Source organism: Pelotomaculum propionicicum, assembly GCF_004369225.1.
Taxonomy (GTDB): Bacteria; Bacillota; Desulfotomaculia; order Desulfotomaculales; family Pelotomaculaceae; genus Pelotomaculum_B; species Pelotomaculum_B propionicicum.
In genome coordinates this window covers 18,918-42,879 of record NZ_QFFZ01000006.1, presented here as the reverse complement: position 1 = coordinate 42,879, position 23,962 = coordinate 18,918, and the positions used below count along the sequence as shown (strand labels likewise).

General features: G+C 47.5%; 23 protein-coding genes. 18 read left to right on the top strand and 5 right to left on the bottom strand.

All coding sequences use genetic code 11. The features are described 5' to 3' along the window. Positions 1 to 36 precede the first annotated feature (36 nt). From sucD to Pmgp_RS04205, 14 genes are all read left to right on the top strand, one after another. A complete protein-coding gene (gene sucD / locus Pmgp_RS04270; RefSeq protein WP_134212736.1) occupies positions 37 to 909 on the top strand; it encodes a succinate--CoA ligase subunit alpha in 873 nt (290 codons plus the stop codon). Between the two features lie 24 nt (positions 910 to 933). Beyond that, positions 934 to 2,604: an acyl-CoA mutase large subunit family protein gene (locus tag Pmgp_RS04265; protein ID WP_134212735.1), complete on the top strand. Its 1,671-nt coding sequence runs from the start codon at positions 934 to 936 to the stop codon at positions 2,602 to 2,604. Positions 2,605 to 2,623: 19 nt separating this feature from the next. Then, positions 2,624 to 3,019 carry a cobalamin B12-binding domain-containing protein gene (locus Pmgp_RS04260; protein ID WP_134212734.1) on the top strand — a complete coding sequence of 132 codons (396 nt, stop codon included), beginning with the start codon at positions 2,624 to 2,626 and terminating at the stop codon, positions 3,017 to 3,019. A 134-nt stretch (positions 3,020 to 3,153) separates the two neighbouring features. Beyond that, positions 3,154 to 3,552, top strand: coding sequence for a methylmalonyl-CoA epimerase (gene mce, locus Pmgp_RS04255; RefSeq protein ID WP_134212733.1), 399 nt, complete (start codon positions 3,154 to 3,156; stop codon positions 3,550 to 3,552). Between the two features lie 15 nt (positions 3,553 to 3,567). Then, positions 3,568 to 5,106, top strand: a complete 1,539-nt coding sequence (locus Pmgp_RS04250; protein ID WP_134212732.1) for an acyl-CoA carboxylase subunit beta — start codon at positions 3,568 to 3,570, stop codon at positions 5,104 to 5,106. A 33-nt stretch (positions 5,107 to 5,139) separates the two neighbouring features. After that, on the top strand, positions 5,140 to 5,337 hold the full coding sequence (locus tag Pmgp_RS04245; RefSeq protein WP_134212731.1) for a hypothetical protein: 198 nt from the start codon (positions 5,140 to 5,142) through the stop codon (positions 5,335 to 5,337). 48 nt (positions 5,338 to 5,385) lie between these two features. Then, a complete protein-coding gene (locus Pmgp_RS04240) occupies positions 5,386 to 5,811 on the top strand; it encodes a biotin/lipoyl-containing protein (protein ID WP_134212730.1) in 426 nt (141 codons plus the stop codon). A gap of 99 nt (positions 5,812 to 5,910) precedes the next feature. Next, entirely contained in the window at positions 5,911 to 6,846 is a 936-nt protein-coding gene (mdh, locus tag Pmgp_RS04235; protein WP_134212729.1) for a malate dehydrogenase, read from the top strand. Positions 6,847 to 6,883: 37 nt separating this feature from the next. Continuing rightward, positions 6,884 to 8,284 carry a pyruvate carboxylase subunit B gene (locus Pmgp_RS04230; RefSeq protein WP_134212728.1) on the top strand — a complete coding sequence of 467 codons (1,401 nt, stop codon included), beginning with the start codon at positions 6,884 to 6,886 and terminating at the stop codon, positions 8,282 to 8,284. A 109-nt stretch (positions 8,285 to 8,393) separates the two neighbouring features. Continuing rightward, positions 8,394 to 11,903 (top strand): pyruvate:ferredoxin (flavodoxin) oxidoreductase, encoded by a 3,510-nt coding sequence (gene nifJ / locus Pmgp_RS04225; RefSeq protein WP_134212727.1) that lies wholly within the window; start codon positions 8,394 to 8,396, stop codon positions 11,901 to 11,903. Positions 11,904 to 12,270: 367 nt separating this feature from the next. After that, complete coding sequence (locus Pmgp_RS04220; protein ID WP_134212726.1) at positions 12,271 to 13,353, top strand: Coenzyme F420 hydrogenase/dehydrogenase, beta subunit C-terminal domain; 1,083 nt, start codon at positions 12,271 to 12,273, stop codon at positions 13,351 to 13,353. Further along, complete coding sequence (locus tag Pmgp_RS04215) at positions 13,354 to 15,264, top strand: thiamine pyrophosphate-dependent enzyme (protein WP_134212725.1); 1,911 nt, start codon at positions 13,354 to 13,356, stop codon at positions 15,262 to 15,264. Position 15,265: 1 nt separating this feature from the next. Beyond that, a complete protein-coding gene (locus Pmgp_RS04210) occupies positions 15,266 to 15,889 on the top strand; it encodes an indolepyruvate oxidoreductase subunit beta (protein WP_134212724.1) in 624 nt (207 codons plus the stop codon). A 181-nt stretch (positions 15,890 to 16,070) separates the two neighbouring features. After that, positions 16,071 to 16,763 (top strand): zinc dependent phospholipase C family protein, encoded by a 693-nt coding sequence (locus Pmgp_RS04205; RefSeq protein ID WP_192902781.1) that lies wholly within the window; start codon positions 16,071 to 16,073, stop codon positions 16,761 to 16,763. A 798-nt stretch (positions 16,764 to 17,561) separates the two neighbouring features. Here Pmgp_RS04205 and Pmgp_RS04200 read toward each other — a convergent pair. Further along, on the bottom strand, positions 17,562 to 17,804 hold the full coding sequence (locus Pmgp_RS04200; protein WP_243119723.1) for a hypothetical protein: 243 nt from the start codon (positions 17,802 to 17,804) through the stop codon (positions 17,562 to 17,564). A 290-nt stretch (positions 17,805 to 18,094) separates the two neighbouring features. Here Pmgp_RS04200 and Pmgp_RS04195 point away from each other — a divergent pair, with 290 nt between their 5' ends. After that, positions 18,095 to 18,391 (top strand): CC/Se motif family (seleno)protein, encoded by a 297-nt coding sequence (locus tag Pmgp_RS04195; protein ID WP_134212722.1) that lies wholly within the window; start codon positions 18,095 to 18,097, stop codon positions 18,389 to 18,391. 27 nt (positions 18,392 to 18,418) lie between these two features. On the opposite strand, the gene Pmgp_RS04190 is transcribed toward Pmgp_RS04195, so the two are convergent. Further along, a complete protein-coding gene (locus Pmgp_RS04190) occupies positions 18,419 to 19,165 on the bottom strand; it encodes a tyrosine-protein phosphatase (protein WP_134212721.1) in 747 nt (248 codons plus the stop codon). Between the two features lie 148 nt (positions 19,166 to 19,313). Here Pmgp_RS04190 and Pmgp_RS04185 point away from each other — a divergent pair, with 148 nt between their 5' ends. From Pmgp_RS04185 to Pmgp_RS04175, 3 genes are all read left to right on the top strand, one after another. Further along, positions 19,314 to 19,733 (top strand): DUF2238 domain-containing protein, encoded by a 420-nt coding sequence (locus tag Pmgp_RS04185; protein WP_486644359.1) that lies wholly within the window; start codon positions 19,314 to 19,316, stop codon positions 19,731 to 19,733. Between the two features lie 315 nt (positions 19,734 to 20,048). Then, positions 20,049 to 20,798, top strand: coding sequence for a tRNA lysidine(34) synthetase (locus Pmgp_RS04180; RefSeq protein WP_134212719.1), 750 nt, complete (start codon positions 20,049 to 20,051; stop codon positions 20,796 to 20,798). 172 nt (positions 20,799 to 20,970) lie between these two features. Further along, positions 20,971 to 21,156, top strand: a complete 186-nt coding sequence (locus Pmgp_RS04175) for a hypothetical protein (protein ID WP_134212718.1) — start codon at positions 20,971 to 20,973, stop codon at positions 21,154 to 21,156. Between the two features lie 138 nt (positions 21,157 to 21,294). On the opposite strand, the gene Pmgp_RS04170 is transcribed toward Pmgp_RS04175, so the two are convergent. The 3 genes from Pmgp_RS04170 to Pmgp_RS04160 form a co-directional block, all read right to left on the bottom strand. Further along, complete coding sequence (locus Pmgp_RS04170; protein WP_134212717.1) at positions 21,295 to 21,660, bottom strand: VOC family protein; 366 nt, start codon at positions 21,658 to 21,660, stop codon at positions 21,295 to 21,297. Positions 21,661 to 21,735: 75 nt separating this feature from the next. Beyond that, positions 21,736 to 22,542: a YkgJ family cysteine cluster protein gene (locus Pmgp_RS04165; protein ID WP_134212716.1), complete on the bottom strand. Its 807-nt coding sequence runs from the start codon at positions 22,540 to 22,542 to the stop codon at positions 21,736 to 21,738. A 226-nt stretch (positions 22,543 to 22,768) separates the two neighbouring features. Further along, a complete protein-coding gene (locus tag Pmgp_RS04160) occupies positions 22,769 to 23,602 on the bottom strand; it encodes an amidohydrolase family protein (RefSeq protein WP_134212715.1) in 834 nt (277 codons plus the stop codon). Positions 23,603 to 23,962 lie beyond the last annotated feature (360 nt).

Genomic DNA, 23,962 nt, shown 5'->3' with positions numbered 1-23,962 from the left:
AACCATAGAATTCTTGAAAAGGGAGGATAAGTAAAATTGGCTATTATCATTGATGAGAATACTAATGTATTAGTCATGGGAATAACCGGCAGACAAGCTTCATTCCACACGAAGCAGATGCTTGCCTATGGGACCAAAATTGTTGCCGGATGCACCCCCGGCAAAGGCGGGCAGGAAGTAGAGGGCATCCCCGTATACAACACAGTGCGTGAAGCCTGTGAGAAGCACCGGATCGACGCGTCGGTTATCTTTGTTCCCGCTGCCGGGACCAAAGACGCCGCGCTGGAAAACCTGGAAGCAGGTATAAAGGTAGTCGTTATCGTAACTGAAGGCGTGCCGGTATATGATGAAATCGACATCGTTGCCTATGCCAAGCGTAAGGGCGCCTATGTGCTCGGGCCGAACACATTCGGCATCGTATCAGGCGGCAAGTGCAAGATGGGCATCCCTCCCAACCAGTATTTTGTTGAGGGCGACGTCGGCGTAGTTGCCCGCTCCGGCACCTTGACCTATGAAATCGTCGGCAACCTGACCGCCAACGGCCTCGGCCAGTCCACCGTTGTCGGCATGGGCGGCGACCGGGCAGTGGGACTTACCTTCGTTGATGTTCTGAAAATGTTTGAAAAAGACGATCAGACCAAAGCTGTTGTGATGATCGGTGAAATCGGCGGAAACAACGAAGAGATCGCCGCTGAATACATCAAGGAAATGACCAAGCCGGTCGTTGCCTTTATCGCTGGAAAAAGCGCACCTCCTGGCAAGCGGATGGGACACGCGGGAGCCATTATTGAGCGCGGCAAAGGAACCTATCAGGGTAAAGTAGAGGCTTTGACGGCCGCTGGCGCCAAAGTAGCTCCACTGCCGTTCGAAGTCCCCGCGCTGATTAAAGAGGCGCTTGGAAGAAAATAATTATATATGGAAGGAGGAGATATCTTGTTTAAACAAGATCAACTGGACAAAATAGCAGCCAAGAAAGAGAAGTGGGCTGCGAAGCTGGAAGCGACAGTGAAAAAGCGCCCGGAAAGAGAAGCTCAGTTTGCCACTGACTCCGGGTTTGTGATTGACACTGTTTACACTCCGCTGAATTTAAAAGAAATGGATTATGACGCTGATTTGGGACTGCCCGGTGAATTTCCGTATACCCGGGGCGTACAGCCCAACGTTTACCGCGGTCGTCTCTGGACCATGCGCCAGTATGCCGGATTCGGTTCTGCCGAAGAAACCAACGCCCGTTTCCGCTACCTGCTGGAGCAAGGCCAGACAGGCCTCAGTTGCGCCTTCGACCTCCCCACCCAGATCGGTTACGACTCCGACCATCCGCTGGCACGTGGCGAAATCGGCAAAGTGGGTGTGGCGATCGACTCCCTGGCTGACATGGAAGTATTATTTGACCAGATTCCGCTTGGCAAGGTCAGTACCTCAATGACCATTAACGCTCCTGCTGGCGTGCTGCTGGCCATGTACATCGCCTGTGCTGAAAAGCAGGGATTTACCAAAGCACAAATCAACGGTACTATTCAAAACGACGTGATCAAGGAATACATCTGCCGCGGCACTTACATTCTGCCTCCGGAACCTTCAATGCGCCTTATTTCCAACATATTTGAATTCTGCGCCAAAGAAGTTCCGACCTGGAACACCATCAGCATCAGCGGCTATCACATTCGTGAAGCCGGCGCGACGGCTGCCCAGGAAATCGCCTTCACCCTGGCCGACGGTATCGCCTATGTTGACGCTGCCATTAAGTCCGGCTTAGATGTTGACTCTTTTGCCGGACGCCTTTCGTTCTTCTTCAATGCTCACCTGAACTTCCTCGAGGAAGTCGCCAAGTTCAGAGCTGCCCGCCGCATCTGGGCCAAGGTTATGAGAAACCGTTTCGGCGCCAAGGATCCGAGATCCTGGACCCTGCGCTTCCATACTCAGACTGCCGGCGTCAGCCTGACTGCGCAGCAGCCCATGGTAAACATCATGAGGACTGCCTTTGAAGCTCTCTCCGCTGTGCTGGGCGGCACCCAGTCCCTGCACACCAACTCCTATGACGAAGCCCTGGCGCTTCCCTGCGACGAGTCAGTGATGATCGCCCTGCGCACCCAGCAGGTAATAGGCTATGAAATTGGTGTCTGCGACGTGGTCGACCCGCTGGGCGGCTCGTACTACATTGAAGCCCTGACCAATGCGCTGGAAGAAAAAGCCATGGAGTATATCGCTAAGATCGATGCTCTTGGCGGCGCTGTTAAGGCTATTGAGTACATGCAGAAGGAAATCCACAACTCTGCTTACCAGTACCAGCTGGCCATTGACAACAAGAAGAAGACAGTTATCGGCGTAAACAGATTCCAAATGAAAGAAAAGCCGGTTGAAGGACTGCTCAAAGTTGACCTTTCCGTTGGCGAACGCCAGGTTGAAAAACTTAAGAAGATGAAAGCGGGTAGAGACCAAGCTGTTGTTGAAGCCAAACTTAAAGCTGTTCGCGAAGCAGCGCTGAGCGACACCAATTTAATGCCGGTATTCATCGATGCTGTTAAAGAATACGTTACTCTCGGCGAAATCTGCGGCGTTCTGAGAGACGTATTCGGCGAGTACAAGCAGCAAATCGTATTCTAGGAGAGAAGGAGGAAGGCAGATGAGTGAGAAACGCATTCGTGTTCTGGTAGCCAAGCCAGGCCTTGACGGCCACGACCGTGGCGCTAAAGTTATTGCCCAGGCCCTGCGTGACGCTGGCATGGAAGTTGTTTATACCGGCCTAAGGCAGACTCCTGAGCAGATAGTAGCGGCAGCGTTGCAGGAAGACGTTGATGTAGTCGGCATGAGTATTCTTTCAGGAGCTCACGGCACACTGTTCCCGGAAGTAGTTAATCTCCTTAGAGAAAAGGGCGCAGGTGACGTACTGGTGGTAGGCGGCGGGATTATCCCTGATGACGATATCCCGGCTTTGAAAGAAGCTGGTGTCGCGGAAGTATTTGGTCCTGGCACCCCACTTGCCAACGTTGTGCAATACATCAAGGATAAATTGAACTAACCAGAAGAGGTAAACTTTATATGTAAAAGCGCGGGCAGGCCGGGTTAAACCCGGCCAAAGCCCACGCTGGGTTTGTTCTGTTAGTGGGTAAGGTTATTATGAATTGTGAATCCAATAATCATGGAGGGATTCGGATGCTTAAAAAGGTTGACCATATCGGAATTGCGGTTAAAGATCTCGCTGAAGCCTCGAAATTTTATGAGACCTTGGGCTTGAAATCCGCGGGAACAGAAGTTGTGGAAGAACAAAAAGTAAAAGTTGCGTTTTTCCCTGTAGGTGACAGCGAGGTAGAATTGCTGGAATCAACATCACCGGATGGCCCCATTGCCAAATATATAGAAAAGAACGGCGCAGGCATCCAGCATATAGCTTTCCGGGTTGACAACATTGAAAAAGCACTAGCGGAACTTAAAGAAAAAGGTGTCCGTTTGATTGACGAGAAGCCGAGGTATGGCGCCGGCGGAGCAAAAATAGCATTTCTGCACCCGAAATCCACCTTTGGTGTTCTGATCGAACTGAGTGAGCGCGACTAGAATGGAGGTAATCGCATGAGTATGCAGGAGAAACTGGATATTCTAAGTAAGCTGCGGGCCGATGTAACAGCCGGCGGCGGCCAGAAGAGAATTGACAAGCAGCATGACGGCGGCAAGTATACCGCCCGCGAAAGAATCGCAAAGCTGTTTGACGAAGGTTCCTTCAAAGAAATTGATGTTTTTGCAAATACAGAGATTGATTACAGGGCTGTGAAGAACCCGAACGAAGGTGTTATTGGCGGTTACGGCACCATAAGCGGCCGCAAGGTATATATTTTCGCACAGGACTTTACAGTTGTCGGCGGCTCGCTGGGACGCGTACACGCCGCCAAAATCTGCAAAGTGCTGGATATGGCGATGAAAGTCGGAGCGCCTGTCATTGGCATCTGTGACTCAGGCGGCGCCCGCATTCAGGAAGGCGTGGACGCTCTGGACGGATACGGCCAGATCTTCTACCGCAACACCATAGCTTCCGGTGTGATTCCGCAGATTTCCGTAATTATGGGACCATGCGCCGGCGGCGCTGTGTATTCTCCAGCTCTTACCGACTTCATCATGATGGTTCAAAATACCAGCCAGATGTTCATCACCGGCCCGCTGGTAATCAAAGCTACCACTGGTGAAGATGTCAGCCAGGAAGCGCTGGGCGGCGCGGCGACTCACAACCAGGTCAGCGGTGTGGCGCACTTCATGGCTGCCAACGAGGATGACTGCATAGCGCAGATTAAAGCGCTGGTCAGCTACCTGCCCCTGAACAACCTGGAAGATCCACCGACCTATCCGGCAGTTGAGCCCGCACTTGCTCAAGAAACCCTGCTTACCGTCGTTCCTGACGACGCGAACAAGGGTTATGATATTCGCAATGTGATCAACGCGGTGGTTGACGCCGGTTCATTGTTTGAAGTACACCAGTACTATGCTACCAACGGCGTGGTAGGCTTTGCCCGTATTAACGGCCAGGTGGTGGGAATTATCGCCAACCAGCCCAGGGTTCTGGCAGGCTGTCTGGACATCAACGTATCAGATAAGATTGCCAAGCAGATCCGCTTCTGCGACTGTTTCAATATTCCGATCATTACCTTTATGGATGTTCCCGGCTTCCTGCCCGGTGTCCAGCAGGAATACGGCGGGATTATCCGGCACGGCGCCAAGATGCTCTATGCCTATTCCGAAGCGACAGTGCCCAAGATCACCATTATCACCCGCAAGGCTTACGGTGGAGCTTACCTGGCCATGTGCGCGGCAGCGCTGCGGGCTGACACCACCTTTGCCTGGCCGAGCGCCGAGATTGCAGTTATGGGCCCGGAAGGCGCGGTTAACGTTATCAACCGCAAGGAAATTGCCGAGGCTGAAAACCCGATTGAAAAGCGTAAGCAGTTGGTGCAGGATTACCGCGATCGCTTTGCCAACCCGTACATCGCCAGCGCCAGGGGCTTCATTGAGGATGTTATTGACCCGAGAGAAACCAGAGAGAGGATCATTAATGCTCTCTGGAACCTGTCCACCAAGCGGGAAAGCAGACCCAAGAAGAAACACGGCAACATCCCCATGTAGTGATGAATACCGGCATGGAGGAGGATATAATATATGGCTAAACAAAAAGCAAAGGCCGGTATTAAACCTGAGGTGCTCGCCGCTATCTCTGCGGCTCTGGCTCTTTACGGTTATTCGGCGGAAGGCGGCTACCAGATTAGCAGTGTGACCAAAGCCGGCAACCCTTGGAAAAGGGCTGGCCTTGCCGAGTTAATGCTGGGCCGTGATTTGAGTATGAGGGATTTCATGTAAGACAATAGGGCAACAAGAACAGGCCTACCATTTAGGAGGGAATTTTGCATGAAAAAATTCAAAATTAAAGTTAATGATGAAATCTTTGAAGTAGAAGTTGAAGAAATTGGTGGAAGCCCGGCCGCCGCGGCTCCTGCTCCTCCCCCGGCGCCGGCTGCAGCTCCCCCGCCTGCTCCTGCTCCCGCAGCGGCTCCCGCAGCGGCACCGAAAGCGGCAGCAGCTCCCGCAGCGGCTCCCAAGCCAGCTGCCGGCGGCGGCGGTGGCGGCGCACTGTGCGCACCGATGCCCGGCACAATCCTTGATGTTAAAGTAAAAGTCGGCGATGCTGTCAAGATCGGCGACGTGCTGTTAATCCTGGAAGCCATGAAGATGGAGAACGAGCTTGCCGCCGACAAGGCAGGCACAGTCAAGGAAGTAAAAGTTACCAAGGGACAAGCCGTGAACGGCGGAGACGCCCTTATCATTATTGGTTAAGTTATATTGCAACCGGTGGAGGTTTAGTTATTCTGGCCCTCCACCGGAAGGTGAATATGAACAAAGCTTTTGTTCATTAAAAAAATAGGAGGGTATGCTATGAAGAGGAATAAAATCACAGTCGTGGGGGCAGGCAACGTTGGCGCTACAGCAGCCCACTGGTGTGTAGCCAAAGAACTGGGCGATGTTGTGCTCGTTGACGTTATTGAAGGCGTGCCGCAGGGGAAAGGCTTAGACTTAATGCAGTCCAACCCCCTGGAAGGAACAGACTGCTGGGTAAAAGGAACAAATAATTATGAAGATACTGCCGATTCAGATGTTTGTATCGTTACTGCCGGTATTGCCCGCAAACCAGGCATGAGCCGTGACGACCTTCTGAACACCAACTACAAGATCGTCAGCTCAGTGGCTGAAAACCTTGCCCGTTACTCACCCAACACAGTCATTATTGTTGTTTCAAACCCGCTTGACGTTATGACCTATACCGCCTGGAAAGCCAGCGGCTTCCCTGCCAACCGTGTTTTCGGACAAGCCGGCGTGCTTGACTCAGCCCGCTTCCGCACCTTCGTAGCCATGGAACTCGGCGCATCCTTCGAGGATGTTAACGCTCTAGTGCTAGGCGGCCACGGCGACACCATGGTATCGGTACTCAGCCACGCCAACGTAGGCTGCATACCGGTCACCAAGCTGATCCCGGCCGATCGCCTGGCAGAAATCGTTAAGAGGACCGCTAACGGCGGAGCCGAAATTGTGAACTTCCTGAAGACCGGCAGCGCTTTCTACGCTCCTTCAGCATCCGCTGTTCAAATGGCTGAAGCGGTATTGAAAGACAAGAAGCGGATCCTGCCTGTGGCGGCATACCTGAACGGCGAATACGGGGCGAAGGACATCTACACCGGCGTACCGGCCATTATCGGCGGCAACGGCGTAGAAAAGGTTCTTGAAATTGATCTTACACCGGATGAGAAAGCGGGCTTGGATTATTCCATCCAGGCAGTTCGCGACCTGATGAAGGTAGTCGGACTGGGATCCTAAACAACTCCGGCTAGCGATAAAAGGGGAGGATAATAAGATGGCAAAAGGACCAAAAGCTGTATTAATAACCGATACTACTTTCCGGGATGCCCACCAGTCCTTGTTGGCTACCCGGATGAAGACAGAGCATATGATCCCGATTGCGGAGAAACACGATGAAATCGGCTTTTATTCAATGGAGTGCTGGGGCGGCGCTACCTTTGACACCTGTATGCGTTTCTGCGGCGACGACCCGTGGGAGCGTCTCAGGGTAATCAGACGCCACCTGAAGAAAACCAAGACCCAGATGCTGCTTAGAGGACAGAATATCGTCGGTTACAGGAACTACGCTGACGATGTCCTGATTGAGTTTATTAAAAAAGCGGTCTTTAACGGCATGGACATCTTCCGTTGCTTTGACGCTTTAAACGACTACCGTAACCTGGAAGTAGCGATTAAGACCGTCATTGACGAAGGCGCGCACGCCCAGGGTACCATTTGCTACGCCATCAGCCCGGTCCACACAGTCGAGCACTATGTTGGAAAAGCCAAGGAGCTTGAAGGGATGGGTGTACACTCCATCGCTATAAAAGACATGGCCGGCATTATAGCGCCCTACATTACCTATGACATTGTAAAAGGCATGAGAGACGCGGGAATTACGCTGCCCATCCAGATCCACTGCCACTATACCAGCGGTATGGGCTCCATGGCTTACATGAAGGGCATTGAAGCAGGCGCCAACATTATTGACTGCGCCATTTCCCCAATGTCAGTCCAGACCTCACAGCCTTCAATAGAAGTTATGTGCTCAGCTTTTGCCGGCACTGAATATGACACTGGCCTGAACCTCGAGCCCATGATTGAACTGGCCGACTACTGGAAGGAAATCCGCCCGCTGTATGCAGCGTTCGACCTGGCTCAGAAATATCCGGATGCCGGAATTCTTGTTTCCCAGGTGCCGGGCGGCATGATGTCCAACTTCCTGTCCCAGCTGCAGCAGGCCAACGCTCTGCACCGTCTGCCGGAAGTGCTTGAGGAAATGCCGAGAGTGCAGGAAGACTTCGGCTGGCCGCCGCTGGTCACACCGTCCAGCCAGATCGTTGGTTCACAGGCTGTGCTGAACGTTCTGATGGGACGCTACAAAATGTGCACCAACGAAGTGAAGCAGTACATGCGCGGTTATTATGGACGGCCTCCGGCGCCGATCAATGAGGAAGCCCGCAAGATGATCATTGGTAATGAGCAGCCTATTACCTGCCGCCCGGCCGACATGCTCGAGCCCGAACTGCCGAAAGCCAAGGAAATGATTGCTCATGTTATGGAAAAAGAGGAAGATATCATCTCCTGCGCCATTTACCCGCAGGTAGCTCCCAAGTTCCTTGAGGAGAGAATGGCCAAGAAACTTAAGGTGGATATCGACCTGGCCAAGCAGAGCACTCAGTTCTACCCTGTATAGTCAAAGTACAAATTAAATAACGTCATAATCGGGCCGGCGGTTTCTTCCGACTGGCCCGTTATGACGGGATATTTTGTGAAGTAAATCAATAAGGAGGTTAGTTAACTAAATGGGCAAAGAAATGAAGACCATGGATGGAACCAAGGCAGCGGCGTACGCGTCATATGCTTTTACAGAAGTCGCTTGCATATTCCCAATTACTCCATCCTCACCCATGGCTGAATATGTGGATGAATGGAGCGCCCAGGGATTAAAAAACATTTTTGGGCAAACTGTTGATGTTAGGGAAATGCAGTCTGAAGCAGGCGCGGCCGGAGCAATGCACGGTTCTCTCTGCGCGGGCGCATTAACCACAAGTTACACAGCTTCTCAAGGTTTACTACTGATGATCCCCAATATGTACAAAATCGCCGGTGAACTTTTGCCGGGTGTTTTGCATGTAACAGCCCGCAGTCTGGCAACCCACGCGTTGAACATCTTCGGTGACCACTCCGACGTCATGTCCACCGTGCAAACCGGCTGGGCTCTGCTGTGTTCCAACAGCGTGCAGGAGGTTATAGACCTTGGCTGCGTGGCCCACATGGCTGCTATCAAGTCCAGAATACCGTTCCTGCACTTCTATGATGGTTTCAGAACCTCGCACGAGCAGCAAAACGTTGAAACAATCGCATACGATGACCTGGCCAAGATTGTTGACTGGGATGCCATTAAAGCGTTCCGTGACAACAGCTTGAACCCGGATCGCCCGGTTACCAGGGGTTCAAACCAGAACCCGGATATCTTCTTCCAGGCCAGAGAGGCTTGCAGCCCGTTCTTCGAGCCAGTTCCTGATATCGTAAACGAATATATGCAGAAAATTGGCGAACTGACCGGCCGGAAATACAAGCCGTTTGACTATTTCGGCGCGCCTGACGCTGAAAATATCATTGTGGCCATGGGCTCAGTCTGTGACACCATTGAGGAGACTGTTAAATACCTGAACGCCAAGGGAGATAAGCTTGGCTTGATCAAGGTGCACCTGTACAGGCCATGGTCGCCAAAATACTTCTTTGACGTACTGCCCAAGACTGTGAAGAGAATCGCCGTGCTTGACCGGATCAAGACTCCTGGTTCACCCGGTGAACCGCTTTACACCGATATCAAGAACACATTCTATGATGCCGAGATGAAGCCGCTGATCGTCGGCGGCCGTTTCGGACTCGGTTCCAAAGATACTCTTCCGGCTGACATCGTGGCTGTGTTTAACAACCTGAAAGCCGCCCAGCCGAAGAACAACTTCACCATCAGTATCGTGGACGACGTATCCAACACTTCACTGCCGCGGGGCGAAAACATCGACGTCTGCCCCGAGGGAACCATCCAGTGCAAGTTCTATGGTTTGGGCTCAGACGGCACGGTGGGCGCCAACAAGCAGGCCGTGGAAATCATCGGCAGCGCCGGCGGCCTGTTCTCGCAGGCTTACTTCGCCTACGACTCCAAGAAGTCAGGCGGCTTTACCGTATCGCACCTGCGTTTCGGTAAAGAGCCGATCAAGGCTCCGTACCTGATTTCCAACGCCGACTTCGTTTCCTGCAGCAACCAGTCGTACATCTATACCCTGGATATGCTGTCCGGACTGAAGAAGGGCGGTATCTTCCTCCTGAACTGTGTCTGGAAACCGGAAGAGCTGGATGAAAAACTGCCGGCCGCGGTGAAGAGGACTCTTGCCCAGAAAAATATCAAGTTCTACACCATTAACGCCGTTGATATCGCCAAGGAACTCGGCCTTGGCAACCGCTACAACATGATCATGCAGTCCGCTTTCTTCAAACTGGCGAATGTTATTCCTTGCGACCAGGCGGTTGAAGAACTGAAGAAAACAATTAAGAAGACCTACGGCAAGAAGGGCGACGCCATTGTCAACATGAACTACGGTGCTGTTGACAAGGGTATTGAAGCGCCGGTTAAGATTGATGTGCCGGCTGCCTGGGCCAACGCTCCTGACGATGTAGTGGAAGAGAAAGACGAGCCCGATTTCATCAAAAATATCTTAAGGCCTATCGGCAGGCTGGAAGGCGACAACCTCCCGGTCAGCGCGTTCAAGGGCATTGAAGACGGCACCTTCCCGTCCGGCACAGCGAAATACGAAAAGCGCGGCGTGGCAGACTTTGTTCCCGAGTGGATTAAAGAAAACTGCATCCAGTGCAACCAGTGCTCGCTGGTATGCCCGCACGCGACCATCAGGCCGATTCTTGTCAATGCCGATGAAGCTAAAGCTGCGCCTGAAGGCTTTGAAACCCTTAAGGCTGTCGGTAAGCAGCTGGAAGGATACACTTACCGCATGCAGGTCAGCCCGCTTGACTGCATGGGCTGCGGTGTTTGCGTGGATGTCTGCCCCGCCAAGACCAAGGCTCTGGTCATGAAAGACTTTGAAAGCCAGGCTGCCGCGCAGACTGACAACTGGGAATATGCCATGACCATTCCCATCAGAGACAACCTGTGGGATAAATATACTGTAAAAGGCAGCCAGTTCTGCCAGCCCCTGCTTGAGTTCTCCGGCGCCTGCGCAGGCTGCGGCGAGACTCCTTACGTGAAGCTGCTCACCCAGCTGTTTGGTGACAGAATGATGATGGCCAACGCCACGGGCTGCTCCTCTATCTGGGCCGCCGCGGCTCCGTCCATGCCTTACACCAAGAACGCTGAAGGCCACGGCCCTGCCTGGTCCAACTCACTGTTTGAAGACAGCGCCGAATTCGGCTTTGGTTTATACCTGGGTGTGAAACAGCTCAAGGAAAGAATCGCCAACCTGGCAAGAGAAGCCCTGGCTCAGGATATTACTGCTGAGACCAAGGCTGCTCTGCAGGAGTGGCTCGACGGCATGTATGACGGCGACGCTTCCAAGGCTGCCACTAAGAAACTCGTGCCGCTGCTCGAAGCTTCAGACAATCCAACACTGAAGCAAATCCTGGAACTGAAAGACTTCCTCATCAAAAAATCCAACTGGGCCTTCGGTGGTGACGGTTGGGCGTACGACATCGGTTACGGCGGTCTGGACCACGTACTGGCGTCCGGCGAAGACATCAACATCCTGGTTATGGACACCGAAGTTTACTCCAACACCGGTGGTCAGTCCTCCAAGTCCACTCCTACAGCGGCTGTCGCCAAGTTTGCCGCCGCTGGTAAGAGGACCAAGAAGAAAGACCTCGGTATGATGGCAGTATCATATGGTTATGTGTATGTAGCCCAGGTAGCTATGGGCGCCGACATGGCACAAACCGTTAAAGCCTTCAAGGAAGCCGAACAGTACAAGGGACCGTCCCTGGTCATCTGCTATGCCTCCTGTATCAACCACGGCCTCAAGGGCGGCATGACCAAGAGCCAGGAAGAAATGAAGAGAGCGGTCAAGTCCGGTTACTGGCACCTGTGGAGATACAACCCGGATCTCAAGAAGGAAGGCAAGAATCCGTTTATTCTGGATTCCAAGGAGCCGACCGAATCCTTCAGAGACTTCATCGCGAGCGAGGTCCGTTTCAACTCCCTGGCAAAACTGTTCCCGGCAGCAGCCGAAGAACTCTTCAAGAAGACCGAGGCAGACGCCAAGGAAAGATACGAAGTCTACAAGAGAATGGCGCAAGCATAAGTTACTACAAAGCGGCGGAGGCTTTATAAGCCTCCGCTTTTTTTTATTTCCTTTATACAAATTAGGTTTAATGATTTTTATTTGAACATAGTTATCAAAGATATCTATTGTGAGTCGTCTAAAATATTCCAAGTACTATATTTTTATTATATATATGCGAATATACAATTAATTATCATTATTTTGACTTTTCATAAAATAGCTTAATAATCTGTCTATTCAGAGTATTATTATTATTATGCATTATACCTTACATTATACACTTATTTTAAAAAATATGATATTCTATATACAACTTTAATTTATATATTAATATTATAACGCCATTAAGTTTTAACTATATATTGAGATAGAGGGAGTGCATTATATGGGAGAACGTGGTGATGGATATAATTCTGCTGAAATGCTAAAAAAGAACATCATTAGCCCTGGCTTATGTAGTGGTTGTGGCGCCTGTGTAGGTTACTGCCCATATATAAAGTGTTATGGTGAAAGGGTCGCGGTTATTCACGATTGTAAGATAACAGATGGGAACTGCTACAGGATCTGTCCGCGAGCTTCCACTAATTATGATCTTTTGAGAAGAGATACTTTTGGACCAATAGAATTTGATCTGGTACTAGGGAATTATGAAGCGATTTATTTTGCCAGAGCTACTGATGAATCGATTCGCAGCAGGGGGCAATATGGCGGTGTAGTAACAGCCTTGTCCATTTTCGCCTTGGAAACAGGCATTTTAGACTGTGCTTTAATGACTGGAGGTAATTATACCCAGGCAAAACCTTTTATTGCTGCAGACGCGGGTGATATGCTGGCATGTGCAGGCTCGAAATATACCGCTGCGCCCAACTTAAGTCTTTTCCAGGAGGCATTGAAAAAAGGCTACCAGCACATCGGTGTTGTAGGCCGTCCTTGTCAGTCTACAGCCGCGCGAAAAATGCAGCAAGCAGCAGAGATAAAAGGGGAGAAAATATCATTAATAATAGGACTTTTTTGCATGGGTTCATTTTCGCCTGATTTTTACCAGTTGATAAAAGATAAAAAACTGGATGGATACGAAAAAATGGATATTCCAGGTGACATAAAGTTTGCAAGAGGGAATAAGGAAACTTACCTGCCTTTTGACGAGATGCGCGAGTATGTCCGTGATTCGTGCCATATATGTTATGACCCGTTATCTGAACTGGCGGACCTGTCAGTTGGTTCAACCGAGTATGATTACGGCTGGAATACTTTAATCATGCGGACTACCAAAGGTTCAAACCTGGTTAAGGACGCCGCGGCAAGAGATGTAATAGAATTAAAGGAATATCCTGGCGATCGCTTGCCTTTGCTCAAAAAAGCTGTATTCAATAAAAAGAAACGTGTTCTGGAGAGACCAGACGCTAAATACCTTGAACTTTCCGATCAAGAAAAAGAATTTTTCCTTGTCACAGGAGGTGACATCTAAATGGGTTGGAAAGATGTGATTGAAGGCAGGGCAGGGGATAAGGTTTTATTAAACGGAAACGAAGCTATTGCCCGGGGCGCAATTGAGGCGGGAGTTTGTTTTGTCGCATCATATCCTGGCTCTCCAACCACTGAGATAATTGAAACCCTGGCCAGGATCCCGTCCAATGAAGTATACACTGAATGGTCGGTTAATGAGATAGTGTCTCTGGAAGGTACCGCCGCGGCATCTTTCGCCGGTCTGAGAGCTATGTGCGTGATGAAGTCTGACGGTTTAAATGTGGCCTTTGACTTTCTTACCAGCATGAATCTCGGCGGGTGTAAAGGTGGCCTGGTAGTTACAGTGGCAGACGACCCGCAGGGGCATTCCAGCGTAAAGGAATACGATGCGCGATACCTGGCCAAAGCCGCTATGGTCCCTGTACTTGAACCATCTTCTGTAGAAGAAGCAAAGTACATGACCAGGTTGGCGTTTGACTTGTCAGAAAGGATAAAGGGGCCGGTCCTGCTGCGATCTGTAACCAGGATTTCTCACTCACGTGGCTTAGTTATTCTTGACACACCGCTGCAGGATAAAAGGACAGCTGTTTTTCCGTCTGGTGAATGCTTTTTAACTAAAACAGTATTTCACATGAGGGCGAGAGATAGGGTAAGTAAAGCCGCAGTTGTCCTGGAAGAGTGCGGGCTAAATTTCACCGAGGGCCCTGAAAAGGCTGACACCGCCATTTTCTGCAGCGGCACCAGCCTGCTTTACGCCAGAGAAGCAGTTAATATGCTGGGTCTTGGGGACGAGGTAAAGATTGTTAGAGTAGGAACTACACATCCACTGCCGGAGAATTTTATACTTTCACAGCTAAAGGGAGTCAGTAATGTAATCTTCGCGGAAGAGGTCCGCCCGTTCCTTGAAGAAGGAGTTATGCTTCTCTACGCCAGGAACAGTGCAAACAAAGTAAAGTTTTTTGGTAAAATCTCCGGTGATGTTGCCGGCGCCCGCGGACCTTCTTGCGGCGAGATGAACGTTGACATAATTTTAAAAACATTAGCCAGGGTTAAAGGCATCCAGTATGAGAAACCCGGCTATGCTCAAAATAAAATAACTGAACTGGCAGCCATGATCCCGCCGCGGGAATACGCCATGTGTCCAGGCTGCCCACACCGGGCTTCCTTTTGGGCCGTCAAAAATGCTATAGCAGTAGACGGCAGAGATTGCATCGTCGCCGGTGATATTGGCTGTTATGCTCTCGGTGCCTGGGATACAGGATTCAACCTTTTTGACACTCTGCACTGCATGGGGGCGGGACCAACAATTGCAGGCGGGCTAAGCAAACTCGGCAGGTTTGGTTTAAAGAGGCCGGCCCTAACCTTTGTGGGTGATTCAACGTTTTACCATGCTGTAATTCCCGGCTTGATTAACGGTCATTACAGCGGCTCTGATTTTTTGTGTATTGTTTTAGACAACGGCGTTACCGCCATGACCGGACACCAGCCCCACCCCGGCACAGGAATAACCGTACAGGGTGCTCCAGTAAATAAAATACTAATTGAAGATATAGTCAGGGGCTTTGGAGTTACATGTGAAATAGCAGACCCTTTTGAAAACAACCAGGTAGCGGAAAAAATATGCAAAATGCTGAGGTCGCCAGGTGTCAAGGTCTTAATCCTGCGTCAGGAATGCGCTCTTGTCGCTGGACGACGACGGCAAAAGAAGAAAAGGGTCTTTGTCGATCAGTCCATCTGCCGCGGTGATACTTGCGGCTGCGGGCGCTTTTGCACTTCAGTATGGGGCTGTCCTGGCAATATATGGGATCTATCTGCAGGGAAGGCAGCCATAGATGAAGCTGTGTGCGCGGGATGCGGAGTTTGTGCAACCCTTTGTCCAGCAGGCGCAATAGTTGTAGAAGGGGGGGACTAAAATGAAAGAACCTTTGAATTTAATTATTACTGGTGTTGGCGGCCAGGGAAATATTCTCGTTTCTGAAATCCTGGCAAAATCGGCTGCCGCTGTCGGTTATAAGGTAACTGTCGGTGAATCATACGGCATGTCCCAGCGCGGCGGTTCAGTGTCTTCACATATCAGACTGTCCCGTAAACTTCTTTATGGTCCAATCATACCTTCCGGCTGCGCAGACGTGATAGTTTGCTTTGAGCCTGTTGAAGCAGTAAGAACAGTTTTGGAGTTTGGCAGCCGAGGCACAAACGTTATTGTTAATCCCCGTCCTGTTTATCCAGTTGGCGTACTTATGGGCAAGGATAAATATCCGGACATAGATATCATGCTCGGCAAGCTCAATGAAATTTCAGCCCAGGTTTTTATTATTGAGAGTACTAACATTGCCACTCAGGCAGGTAATCCCGTTGTGCAAAATATTGTCATGGCCGGAGCTCTCGCTGGTATTGGATATTTGTCAATTCCCAAGGAAACATTTGAAAGAATTATAAGGTTAGCAGTTCCAGAAAAGAATTTGAGTTTAAATTTAAAAGCATTTTGTATGGGCTATGATGTTGCACAATCATTTAGGTCAAATAGAAATAATTAGGTACAAATACCCTAGCCAGTTATTTTTAACGCGTTAGAAACGATTCCAGCGCGTCGATTTTTCAATAAAAGTTGTACGTATTATATTAAAAATTTTTTCCTGAATAATTTTGCTGCTTCTCTCAAAAATTATTATATGGATTATATATCATAAAATAATTAGCAGGGAAGTGGTAATAAAAGTGGATACAGCTTCTTGGAACACCCTTAAACTGTTCCTGGCAGTGGGAACTCCAATACAGAATCTTTTTTCTGGTATAGGAGACACCCATTTTTTTTGCAACCGGCAAGCTCTATATATCCTTAAAAACGACGGTAAAAAAATCTATGCCCAATTTTTGAATAATTATCTTGAGCTAATAAATAAAGGAGTGGGATGGGCTGATAAAGGATGGAAGAACTTTTCACATTATTTTGACCCTGTGACCGGCCAAGGATTTGGACCCTGGCCTGATGCCAAAACAGAATGCAGCTACTTTTTTAAAAAGGCTGAAACATATTGGTATGCTGGCTCTAAGAAAAAGGCAATATTCTTTTTGGGGGCAGCTTTACATTTGGCTCAAGATCTTTGTGTTCCTTATCACGCCAGAGGGATAGCGTTTAATGGACACAATGAATACGAAAAATGGGTGCAGGAAAATTACCAAGATTATTCAGTTTATTCTGATGGTATATATACAAACAGTACGCCTGAGAGTTATATTGAACAAAATGCAAAGACATCCCGGTTATATTTGCCATACGTTTTAAACGCAGATTATAAAGCCTCATATAGATTAGCGACAAGGGTTCTGCTGCCTTTAGCTCAAAGGACTACTGCCGGTTTCTTATCCCTCTTCTTAGACCGAGTGAAATTTGATAATAATCATGCGTAAACACCCCTGTTTATGTTCCGATAATAGATATTATGTAAACCCGCCCTTAGAAAGGAATCTCCCGCAACGCTTACTGCCTTCTAAGCTGGGCGGAAGTTTTATGGCTGCAGACTCCTTCATTATTTTCCCGCCCATAATGTTTTCTACCGGGTTAGTTAATCTATGCGGTTTTACATAATATCTTCACTTCTTTTAAAAATAACTAAACGCGCTAGAATCGTTTCTAACGCATCAAAATATACTAGCTAAGGTATTTCATACTACTATTATCTTCAGCGGGTTTGCCTGCAGTTTGGTACTTTCAATCGCTGGTGCGCAGCGCATCCGCGCTTTTCCCGTTGTGTTATTTTTGCGGCGGCAGGTTTGCCGAAGTTACCCTCATTTTTTCCTTATTTACTAAGACGTCTATCGTTTTATTTTCGACGTATTAACACTTGTAATCTAGCAGAGTATAATAAAGAACATAAAAAAAGATAGTGACAATGCGGTCTCTCATTAATGGTTATCTTTTTATTCTGGTCTTCTGGAGGGGGTTTAGCTGCAACTGGATGCGGGTTAATAGAAAGGTGACTATCTCCTCCCTGTATATTAAAATATGGAATATACAGGTAATATGTTACCGTTCTTTATCCGTTGAAAATAGAGCGGTTTTTCTTAACTCCAGAAAAAGTTAATATGCCCATATAGTAATATATGGGCATATAAGCTATAATCCCAGCTTTATACTTAGAACGAGCTAAATTACCCGGATTACAGTGTAGTTAGTGCGTGGAATTCCGGGTTTTTACTCTTTCTCAACTACTCAATAGCGTCAGTAAGGCAAAATGACTTAACGGATATCCCGTCGATCCTCTTTAAGTCATTCTCCAGGCTTTGCCTTTCACTATCGTTGGCCTGCATGGTCAAGGTGATAATACCTCTCTGGCGTCCGGGGTCGGGGATCCCGTTGCGGCTTAAAATTTGTGATCCGTGCTTTGTCAGCACCTGCTGCACTTCCGGCGCGTGGTTCGCCCTTTCGTAACTAGAATGCCGATAATGCAAATGCCTCGCTCCATAGCTTCAAACTCTCCTTTTAAAAGCCTATTGAGCCCTAAATATGTAACAAGTTCCAATATGAATATTCGTCATTCTTGATGGGTAACAAAGTAATATCAATAGATGGTACAATTAATTAATGAGGAAAAGAGTCCATTTTGCATCATTGTAGAAGGAATAACAAACATGATAAAATATCATAGATATCGGCTAGAAAAAAAGTTGCTGCCATGTTCTGTATGTCATAAGATACTGCCTTCATTAATGTGTAATAAAAATTATTAGGGGTTGTTAAAATGATCAAAGTTGAGATTTCCGAAGATGCCAGGGACTTCATTCTCAACAGAGCTGAAGCCGTTACTGTAGAGGCGATGATGACGTGTGGCGGCTGCTTTGGCCTTACTATGATGCCTGTTGTATTAGAAGGTGAACCGTCCGAACCAGAAAAATATGAAGTAATAATTGCCGATGGGATTAAGGTCTACATTCTTAAGGAGGCTGTTATTAATCCGGAAGGGATTAGGATATTCCTGGAAGGTAACAAGTTTGTATACCAGGAGTTGGAGGTCGAAGGGCTGAGATATTCGGCATAGATTTACCCTTATTACTTCGAAACATAATTAGATTACTTTTTTCTTCAATTCGCCAACTTCAATAAATTCACCTCTTATCGCCCGTTGGGGGTTAGCTATTAGCAAGCGGTGCCCCTTCTCTTCACCAAGCAGCCGTACTGCCTCTTTTGCTGCAGGCTCGAACTGTGGCAGCTGGCCGCTGGTGGAATGCGCATCGGAAGCGATGAAGTGGACAGAGCCATGCTCCAAAAAAGCCCGGGCGGCAACAGTTACATCAGGACAAAAGTAACCGGTCAGGCTGCCAGCAGTCAGCTGGGCCAGGGCGCCATCCGCGATCAGCTCGTAAAGACGGGAATGGTCTCTGATAAAGACATTGTTTCTCTCCGGGTGAGCGATAATTGGTGTTACGCCCTGCTGCTGTAACTCTTGGAAAACATTGGACGTATAATCGGGAACGTACCCGTCAGGAAGTTCTACCAGCAGGTATCTTCCCTTGTTGTTGATCGTAAGTAGTTCACCCCTGGAAAACCGCTTAGGTAGTTCGGGATCTATTCTATATTCCGCTCCAGGCAGGATAATTAGACTGATTCCATTGTTCATCAGTGCTTTTTGCAGGTTTGTCATTACGTCCATAATCGCTTCCCTACTGGGGTAAAGCCTTGTTTTCACGTGGGGTGTAGCTACCATTTGCCTGATGCCACCCATGACAGCGCAGCGGGCCATGGCAATGGCTTCGTCCATACTGGCCGCCCCATCGTCCAGACCAGGCAGGATATGGCTATGGATATCAATCATTTAAGGATACCTCCAATAATATCTTATTATATAATTCATCACAATAATTTACCAACACCTTTTTTATCCTTTTAAAATGAATTTACATGTGCGAGTCCATGGGTGCACTGTATTCTTCAGGGTAAAACCCTACTGACACAGTCTTGCCATTCATCATAATGAATATTTTTGTTACGGCTTATATGAACTTATATATAACCAGAAAGACCCTTTACACAATTATGCAGGCAAGTATATTGACCTTTACTCAACGTCAACGGTATTCGACAAGGTGCTGCATGTGTTTGGTATCTACTCGATAGCACTTTTCGTTTATTCTTTGATGAAACAGAAAACAACACTATTTTTCTCATCAAAATTAAATCAATTTATTTTCATAGCACTCGTTGGTATCAGCCTGGGCGCTGTTTTCGAAATTATTGAATACATTACAGATATTACAATCCAACCAAGTATACATAATCAACCAGATTTCGTTGATACCGACCTGGACCTGATCTCAGATGTGGCCGGGTCTCTGCTTGCGGCTTTCCATGTTTGTTTTATGGGTGTTAAGCAGAGACTTTGAATAAAAAATTTATATTTTCCTCCGGCACAACAAATAATCACTTTTAATATTTATAATCAAGTACAGGGAATACTCTGGTTTTTACAAGTATCGAATGGACTTCATACTCTCTAGGCTATTTTTCATATCATAATGGCTGGAGCATACGGTGGTCATTTTTATTTTACTGCATAATGATACCAACACTTTGGATTCATTATAAAAACCTCCTATGTCGACAATGCAACTTATTCCTGCGGGACTTGTCTTTATTGTCAGCGCTTATTATTATATATTTGTCAAATTAATAAATGCGGCAGTAAAAGGGGCTTAAACATGATCAAGAATTATCGCAAGTGGTTTTTGGCAAGAGTCAAACGCGCCATCTATGATTTCGGTATGATCGAAAACGGCGACCGGGTTGTGGTTGCTTTCTCAGGCGGCAAAGACAGTGTCACCCTGCTGTATGCGCTTAAACTGATCAGCCGTTTCCTGCCGGTCAAGTTCGAACTGGAGACTATTTTTGTTAAGACCGGCTGGCCGATGGATGTGCAGGTGCTGGAAGAATTCTGCCGCTCCATTAATGTTCCTTTTCATATCGTTGAAACTGAAATTGCAAAAATAGTCTTCGAAGAGCGGGACGGAGGCAGTCCCTGCGCCATTTGTTCACACCTGCGCCGCGGCGCGCTGCATACAAAAGCCCTTGAACTGGGGTGCAACAAGGTTGCCCTTGGCCATCACCTTGACGATGTTATTGAAACATTTTTTTTGAGCATGATTTATACCGGCCAAATGAAAGTATTCTCACCATCTACCTTTCTGGACCGTACCGGGCTTACCATGATCAGGCCACTGGTTTATCTTGCCGCTGAGGAAGTCATGTCCTTTTTACAATCTGAGAAATTGCCGTTTATTGCCAACCCCTGCCCTGTTAACGGACATACCCACAGAGAGGTCGTGAAGGAATTTCTGCTTGACCTCGTCCAGCGCTTCCCTGATTTTAAAGCACGTTTTCTCAACTCCCTCCAGACCTTCGACCAGGAAAATTTATGGCCGGAGGTCCGCCCAAGGGGGAGAAGAAAATAATAGTATTTGTGAGTGAAGCACTGGGCGCGAAAGCAGGCTGGGACGGCGCAACTAAAACAGTAAGCATAATTCGGTACAGAGGAGCCATCAGACAGCGGTACTACCGCCTCTGCCAGCAAGGCCTACTGGGTGGAAAGCGGCGTGCGCCTGGTCAGGGAAGGCCAGACTATTTATGAAGACCAGGAGTCAGGGTATTCTCGTCATACCATCCCAGTTTGACCCTGCCAAGTACGAGCGCATGATTTTGGGGCTGATTTTGATCTTGATGTGTATTTTCCGGCCACAGGGACTGCTCCCTTATAAACGAAAAATAGCAGTATGGCGGAAGAAGATAGGGCATTACCATCCTCCTGGTTGAACAGAACGCCCGCAAAGCGCTGAAAGTTGCCCGCAGAGGGTATGTGCTGCAGAACGGGGCAATAGAAATGACAGGATTGGGAGAGAAACTGCTGTATAATTCCCTGGTTGTAGACGCTTACCTGGGATAATAACCCTTTTAAAAGTGTTGGATGATTCTTTCCGAAAGCATCAGTTTGTATCCGTCGGGGTCAAAGAATTTGGCCAGTTTGACTACACCAGGAACTACAATGATGCCGCCTTTAAACTCGATGCCTTTTTGCTGCAGATTCTGGACCGCCTGCTCAATGTTCTCCACTTCAAATGTGATGCAGGTGGAGGAAGGGCTGATTGGCTGAGCCTCAGCAAACCCGATAAAACAATCTTCAGTGTTCGTGGTGACTATAGACTGCCCGTTGTTTGCATCGCAATAAAGCTCCTTGAAACCAAGCTTTTCAGTATAGAATGACAAAGTAAGTTCCAGATTGCTTATATTGTAATGAAACCCGACTCCTGGTTTAAACATTGATTGCCTCCCATATGAAGAATCTTAATCTCAAGTTGCTTTTTACTATCATTAATGTAACACTTTTAAAGATTTCTATGATAATCCCAGGAGGACTTTTTCTTTAGCTTTAGTGTAAGGCATCTGAAAGTATTTTTGGTGCCGTTCTCCGCCAAGATAGATTTTAAGGTTTTCCAGTTCGTTTAGTGCCAGGTACAGCCAATAAATGAGGGGGTAAACAGTTCCTCTGTAGATCGCATCATTATAAGTGACTGTCAGGATCTCTTTTATAAAGCTGCCCCAAATATCCACCGTGCTTGGCCCGCTGGACATTATTGTTTTGTTAGTGCCTATATGTGAACATATATACATATTTTCGTCGTTGGAGTAAAACGATGTTCCTGCTATCCTGCAAATTAATGGTCTTACATTATAAACTGAACAAATCCTTTCCCTGTTTGTCAGCTCAGTTAAAAAGGGACAATCAATTTTAACACCTTTTGATAATTCATAGACTTTCAGTGACATTTCTTTAAAGTCAAGCCCCGAGTGGTTAGACCTGAAATAATCTAACAACTGGGGCTGCTTGCTGTTTAAGTAAGATATGCTCTGCAAAACCCTTTGCTTAACCAGCGCCACTCTTTTATGATCAAACTTGATCATTTCGCGGCAAATTAAAAAAAATTCTACTATTGAGACGCTAAAAACGGTGCTGCAGCACTCACTGCATCCTTTTCTGCATACCGGCTTAACACGGTTTTTAGAGTAATGGGTGTCAATAAGTCTGTCTGACTCCGCATACAAAGACAGCATTTTGGCGGCAAGGCTTTCCCAGGATATATCCGGGTGGCATTTTTTATGCCTTCTCATGCTGCCGCAGAAGCAAATCTTATCGTCAGACATAGTACTGATTCCTCCGCCTATGGTCAGAATGCGGAAAACCAAAAAACTACATTAAAAGTTCATTTCATTTAAAATAAATCCTTCCTGTAATAAAATATTTTTGGTCTTTTTGTTCCCTAATTATGCAAGCCAAAAGAACTGTACATTAGCTTAGAAAAACCGGAAGATTAAACGGAAAATAATTAACGCGCCGGGAACAATTCCAGCGCGTTAAAATATTTTCTGATCAATCCAATTCCAAGAGCTGCTTAGCGTTTTCTCCGAGTATCCTCGCAATGGCCTCATCAGAGATATTTAAATTCCTGATTATTTCGATATTCTTTTTGACATCCACACTGGGCCAGTCAGTGCCAAAAATAAATTTATGCGAAAATCGACCCATATCAGGGAAGAATTCAAGCAGCTTTTTGGGGGGCAAGCCTGATACTTCGATATAAATATTCTTGTGCAGGCGAGCCATGTTTATTGCTTCATTGTACCACAGGCCACGACCGCCGTGTGCCATAATGATCTTCATGTCCGGAAAGTCTATAGCCACATCATCATAAAAAATGGGATTGGCATACTTAATACGGACGCCTGTAAATATCGAGGATCCTGTATGGAAAAGCACAGGTATGCCAAGCCTTTCGGCAACAGCATACAAGGGGTAGAGGAAATTGTCATTGGGATAAAAGTAATTGTATGAGGGTAAAAGCTTAAGCCCCTTGAAGCCATGATTTAGAATTAAGTCCTCTAACATTTTGCCCATATTCGGGTGCAGATAGGGATTTATAGTGCAAAACGGTATTAATCTCGGACTCGCCTGGCAGAAAGCTTCTACCATTTCATTTGTGGCAATACCAGTTGACAGAGGTGAAATCTCTGCTAATACTACTGAATAATCTACTCCATTATGGTCCATCAGCTGCAAAAAGGCCTGAGGGTCACTCTGAATTCTGCAAAACTCAACGTATTCTTCTTTGGAGGGGAAGGCGCTTGCAAAGAAATTAAAGGCATCTTCACCAAAGGACTCATATTCTGACAGGTGAACATGAAAGTCTATCACAGGTTTATACATTCTAATTCTCACTCCAATCCTAATACCTAAAATATTATGTACTTAAACAGGTTAGTTATCCTTTGCTTTATACTCCTGGGAAATCACTAATTCTGTTTATATCATTGGATGGATCACGCCCATATTACAGTAAGTCCACAATGCTATTCCGGTTTTATATTATCACCCGCGAATGAGCAAAGAGAAATATGCTTTTAAGATTGGATTAATTATTTTTACCAATAAATATTATCTTTCAAACGAAAAAGACCAGGTTGGTATATATTACCAATCTAGACACCAGCAGCAGAACACAGACTCTAATATAGTTGCTGATGCTCAGGTTGTATTTAAATTCCAGGAATATATAAATGGCTATAA

Excerpts from the sequence above, each read along its gene's own strand:
- nifJ (WP_134212727.1), top strand. The coding sequence starts at position 8,394 with ATGGGCAAAGAAATGAAGACCATGGATGGAACCAAGGCAGCGGCGTAC.
- mdh (WP_134212729.1), top strand. The coding sequence starts at position 5,911 with ATGAAGAGGAATAAAATCACAGTCGTGGGGGCAGGCAACGTTGGCGCT.
- Pmgp_RS04195 (WP_134212722.1), top strand. The coding sequence starts at position 18,095 with ATGATCAAAGTTGAGATTTCCGAAGATGCCAGGGACTTCATTCTCAAC.
- Pmgp_RS04180 (WP_134212719.1), top strand. The coding sequence starts at position 20,049 with ATGATCAAGAATTATCGCAAGTGGTTTTTGGCAAGAGTCAAACGCGCC.
- Pmgp_RS04215 (WP_134212725.1), top strand. The coding sequence starts at position 13,354 with ATGGGTTGGAAAGATGTGATTGAAGGCAGGGCAGGGGATAAGGTTTTA.
- Pmgp_RS04220 (WP_134212726.1), top strand. The coding sequence starts at position 12,271 with ATGGGAGAACGTGGTGATGGATATAATTCTGCTGAAATGCTAAAAAAG.
- Pmgp_RS04230 (WP_134212728.1), top strand. The coding sequence starts at position 6,884 with ATGGCAAAAGGACCAAAAGCTGTATTAATAACCGATACTACTTTCCGG.
- Pmgp_RS04165 (WP_134212716.1), bottom strand. The coding sequence starts at position 22,542 with ATGTCTGACGATAAGATTTGCTTCTGCGGCAGCATGAGAAGGCATAAA.
- Pmgp_RS04210 (WP_134212724.1), top strand. The coding sequence starts at position 15,266 with ATGAAAGAACCTTTGAATTTAATTATTACTGGTGTTGGCGGCCAGGGA.
- Pmgp_RS04190 (WP_134212721.1), bottom strand. The coding sequence starts at position 19,165 with ATGATTGATATCCATAGCCATATCCTGCCTGGTCTGGACGATGGGGCG.
- Pmgp_RS04175 (WP_134212718.1), top strand. The coding sequence starts at position 20,971 with ATGAAGACCAGGAGTCAGGGTATTCTCGTCATACCATCCCAGTTTGAC.
- Pmgp_RS04170 (WP_134212717.1), bottom strand. The coding sequence starts at position 21,660 with ATGTTTAAACCAGGAGTCGGGTTTCATTACAATATAAGCAATCTGGAA.
- mce (WP_134212733.1), top strand. The coding sequence starts at position 3,154 with ATGCTTAAAAAGGTTGACCATATCGGAATTGCGGTTAAAGATCTCGCT.
- Pmgp_RS04260 (WP_134212734.1), top strand. The coding sequence starts at position 2,624 with ATGAGTGAGAAACGCATTCGTGTTCTGGTAGCCAAGCCAGGCCTTGAC.
- Pmgp_RS04245 (WP_134212731.1), top strand. The coding sequence starts at position 5,140 with ATGGCTAAACAAAAAGCAAAGGCCGGTATTAAACCTGAGGTGCTCGCC.
- Pmgp_RS04240 (WP_134212730.1), top strand. The coding sequence starts at position 5,386 with ATGAAAAAATTCAAAATTAAAGTTAATGATGAAATCTTTGAAGTAGAA.
- Pmgp_RS04250 (WP_134212732.1), top strand. The coding sequence starts at position 3,568 with ATGAGTATGCAGGAGAAACTGGATATTCTAAGTAAGCTGCGGGCCGAT.
- Pmgp_RS04160 (WP_134212715.1), bottom strand. The coding sequence starts at position 23,602 with ATGTATAAACCTGTGATAGACTTTCATGTTCACCTGTCAGAATATGAG.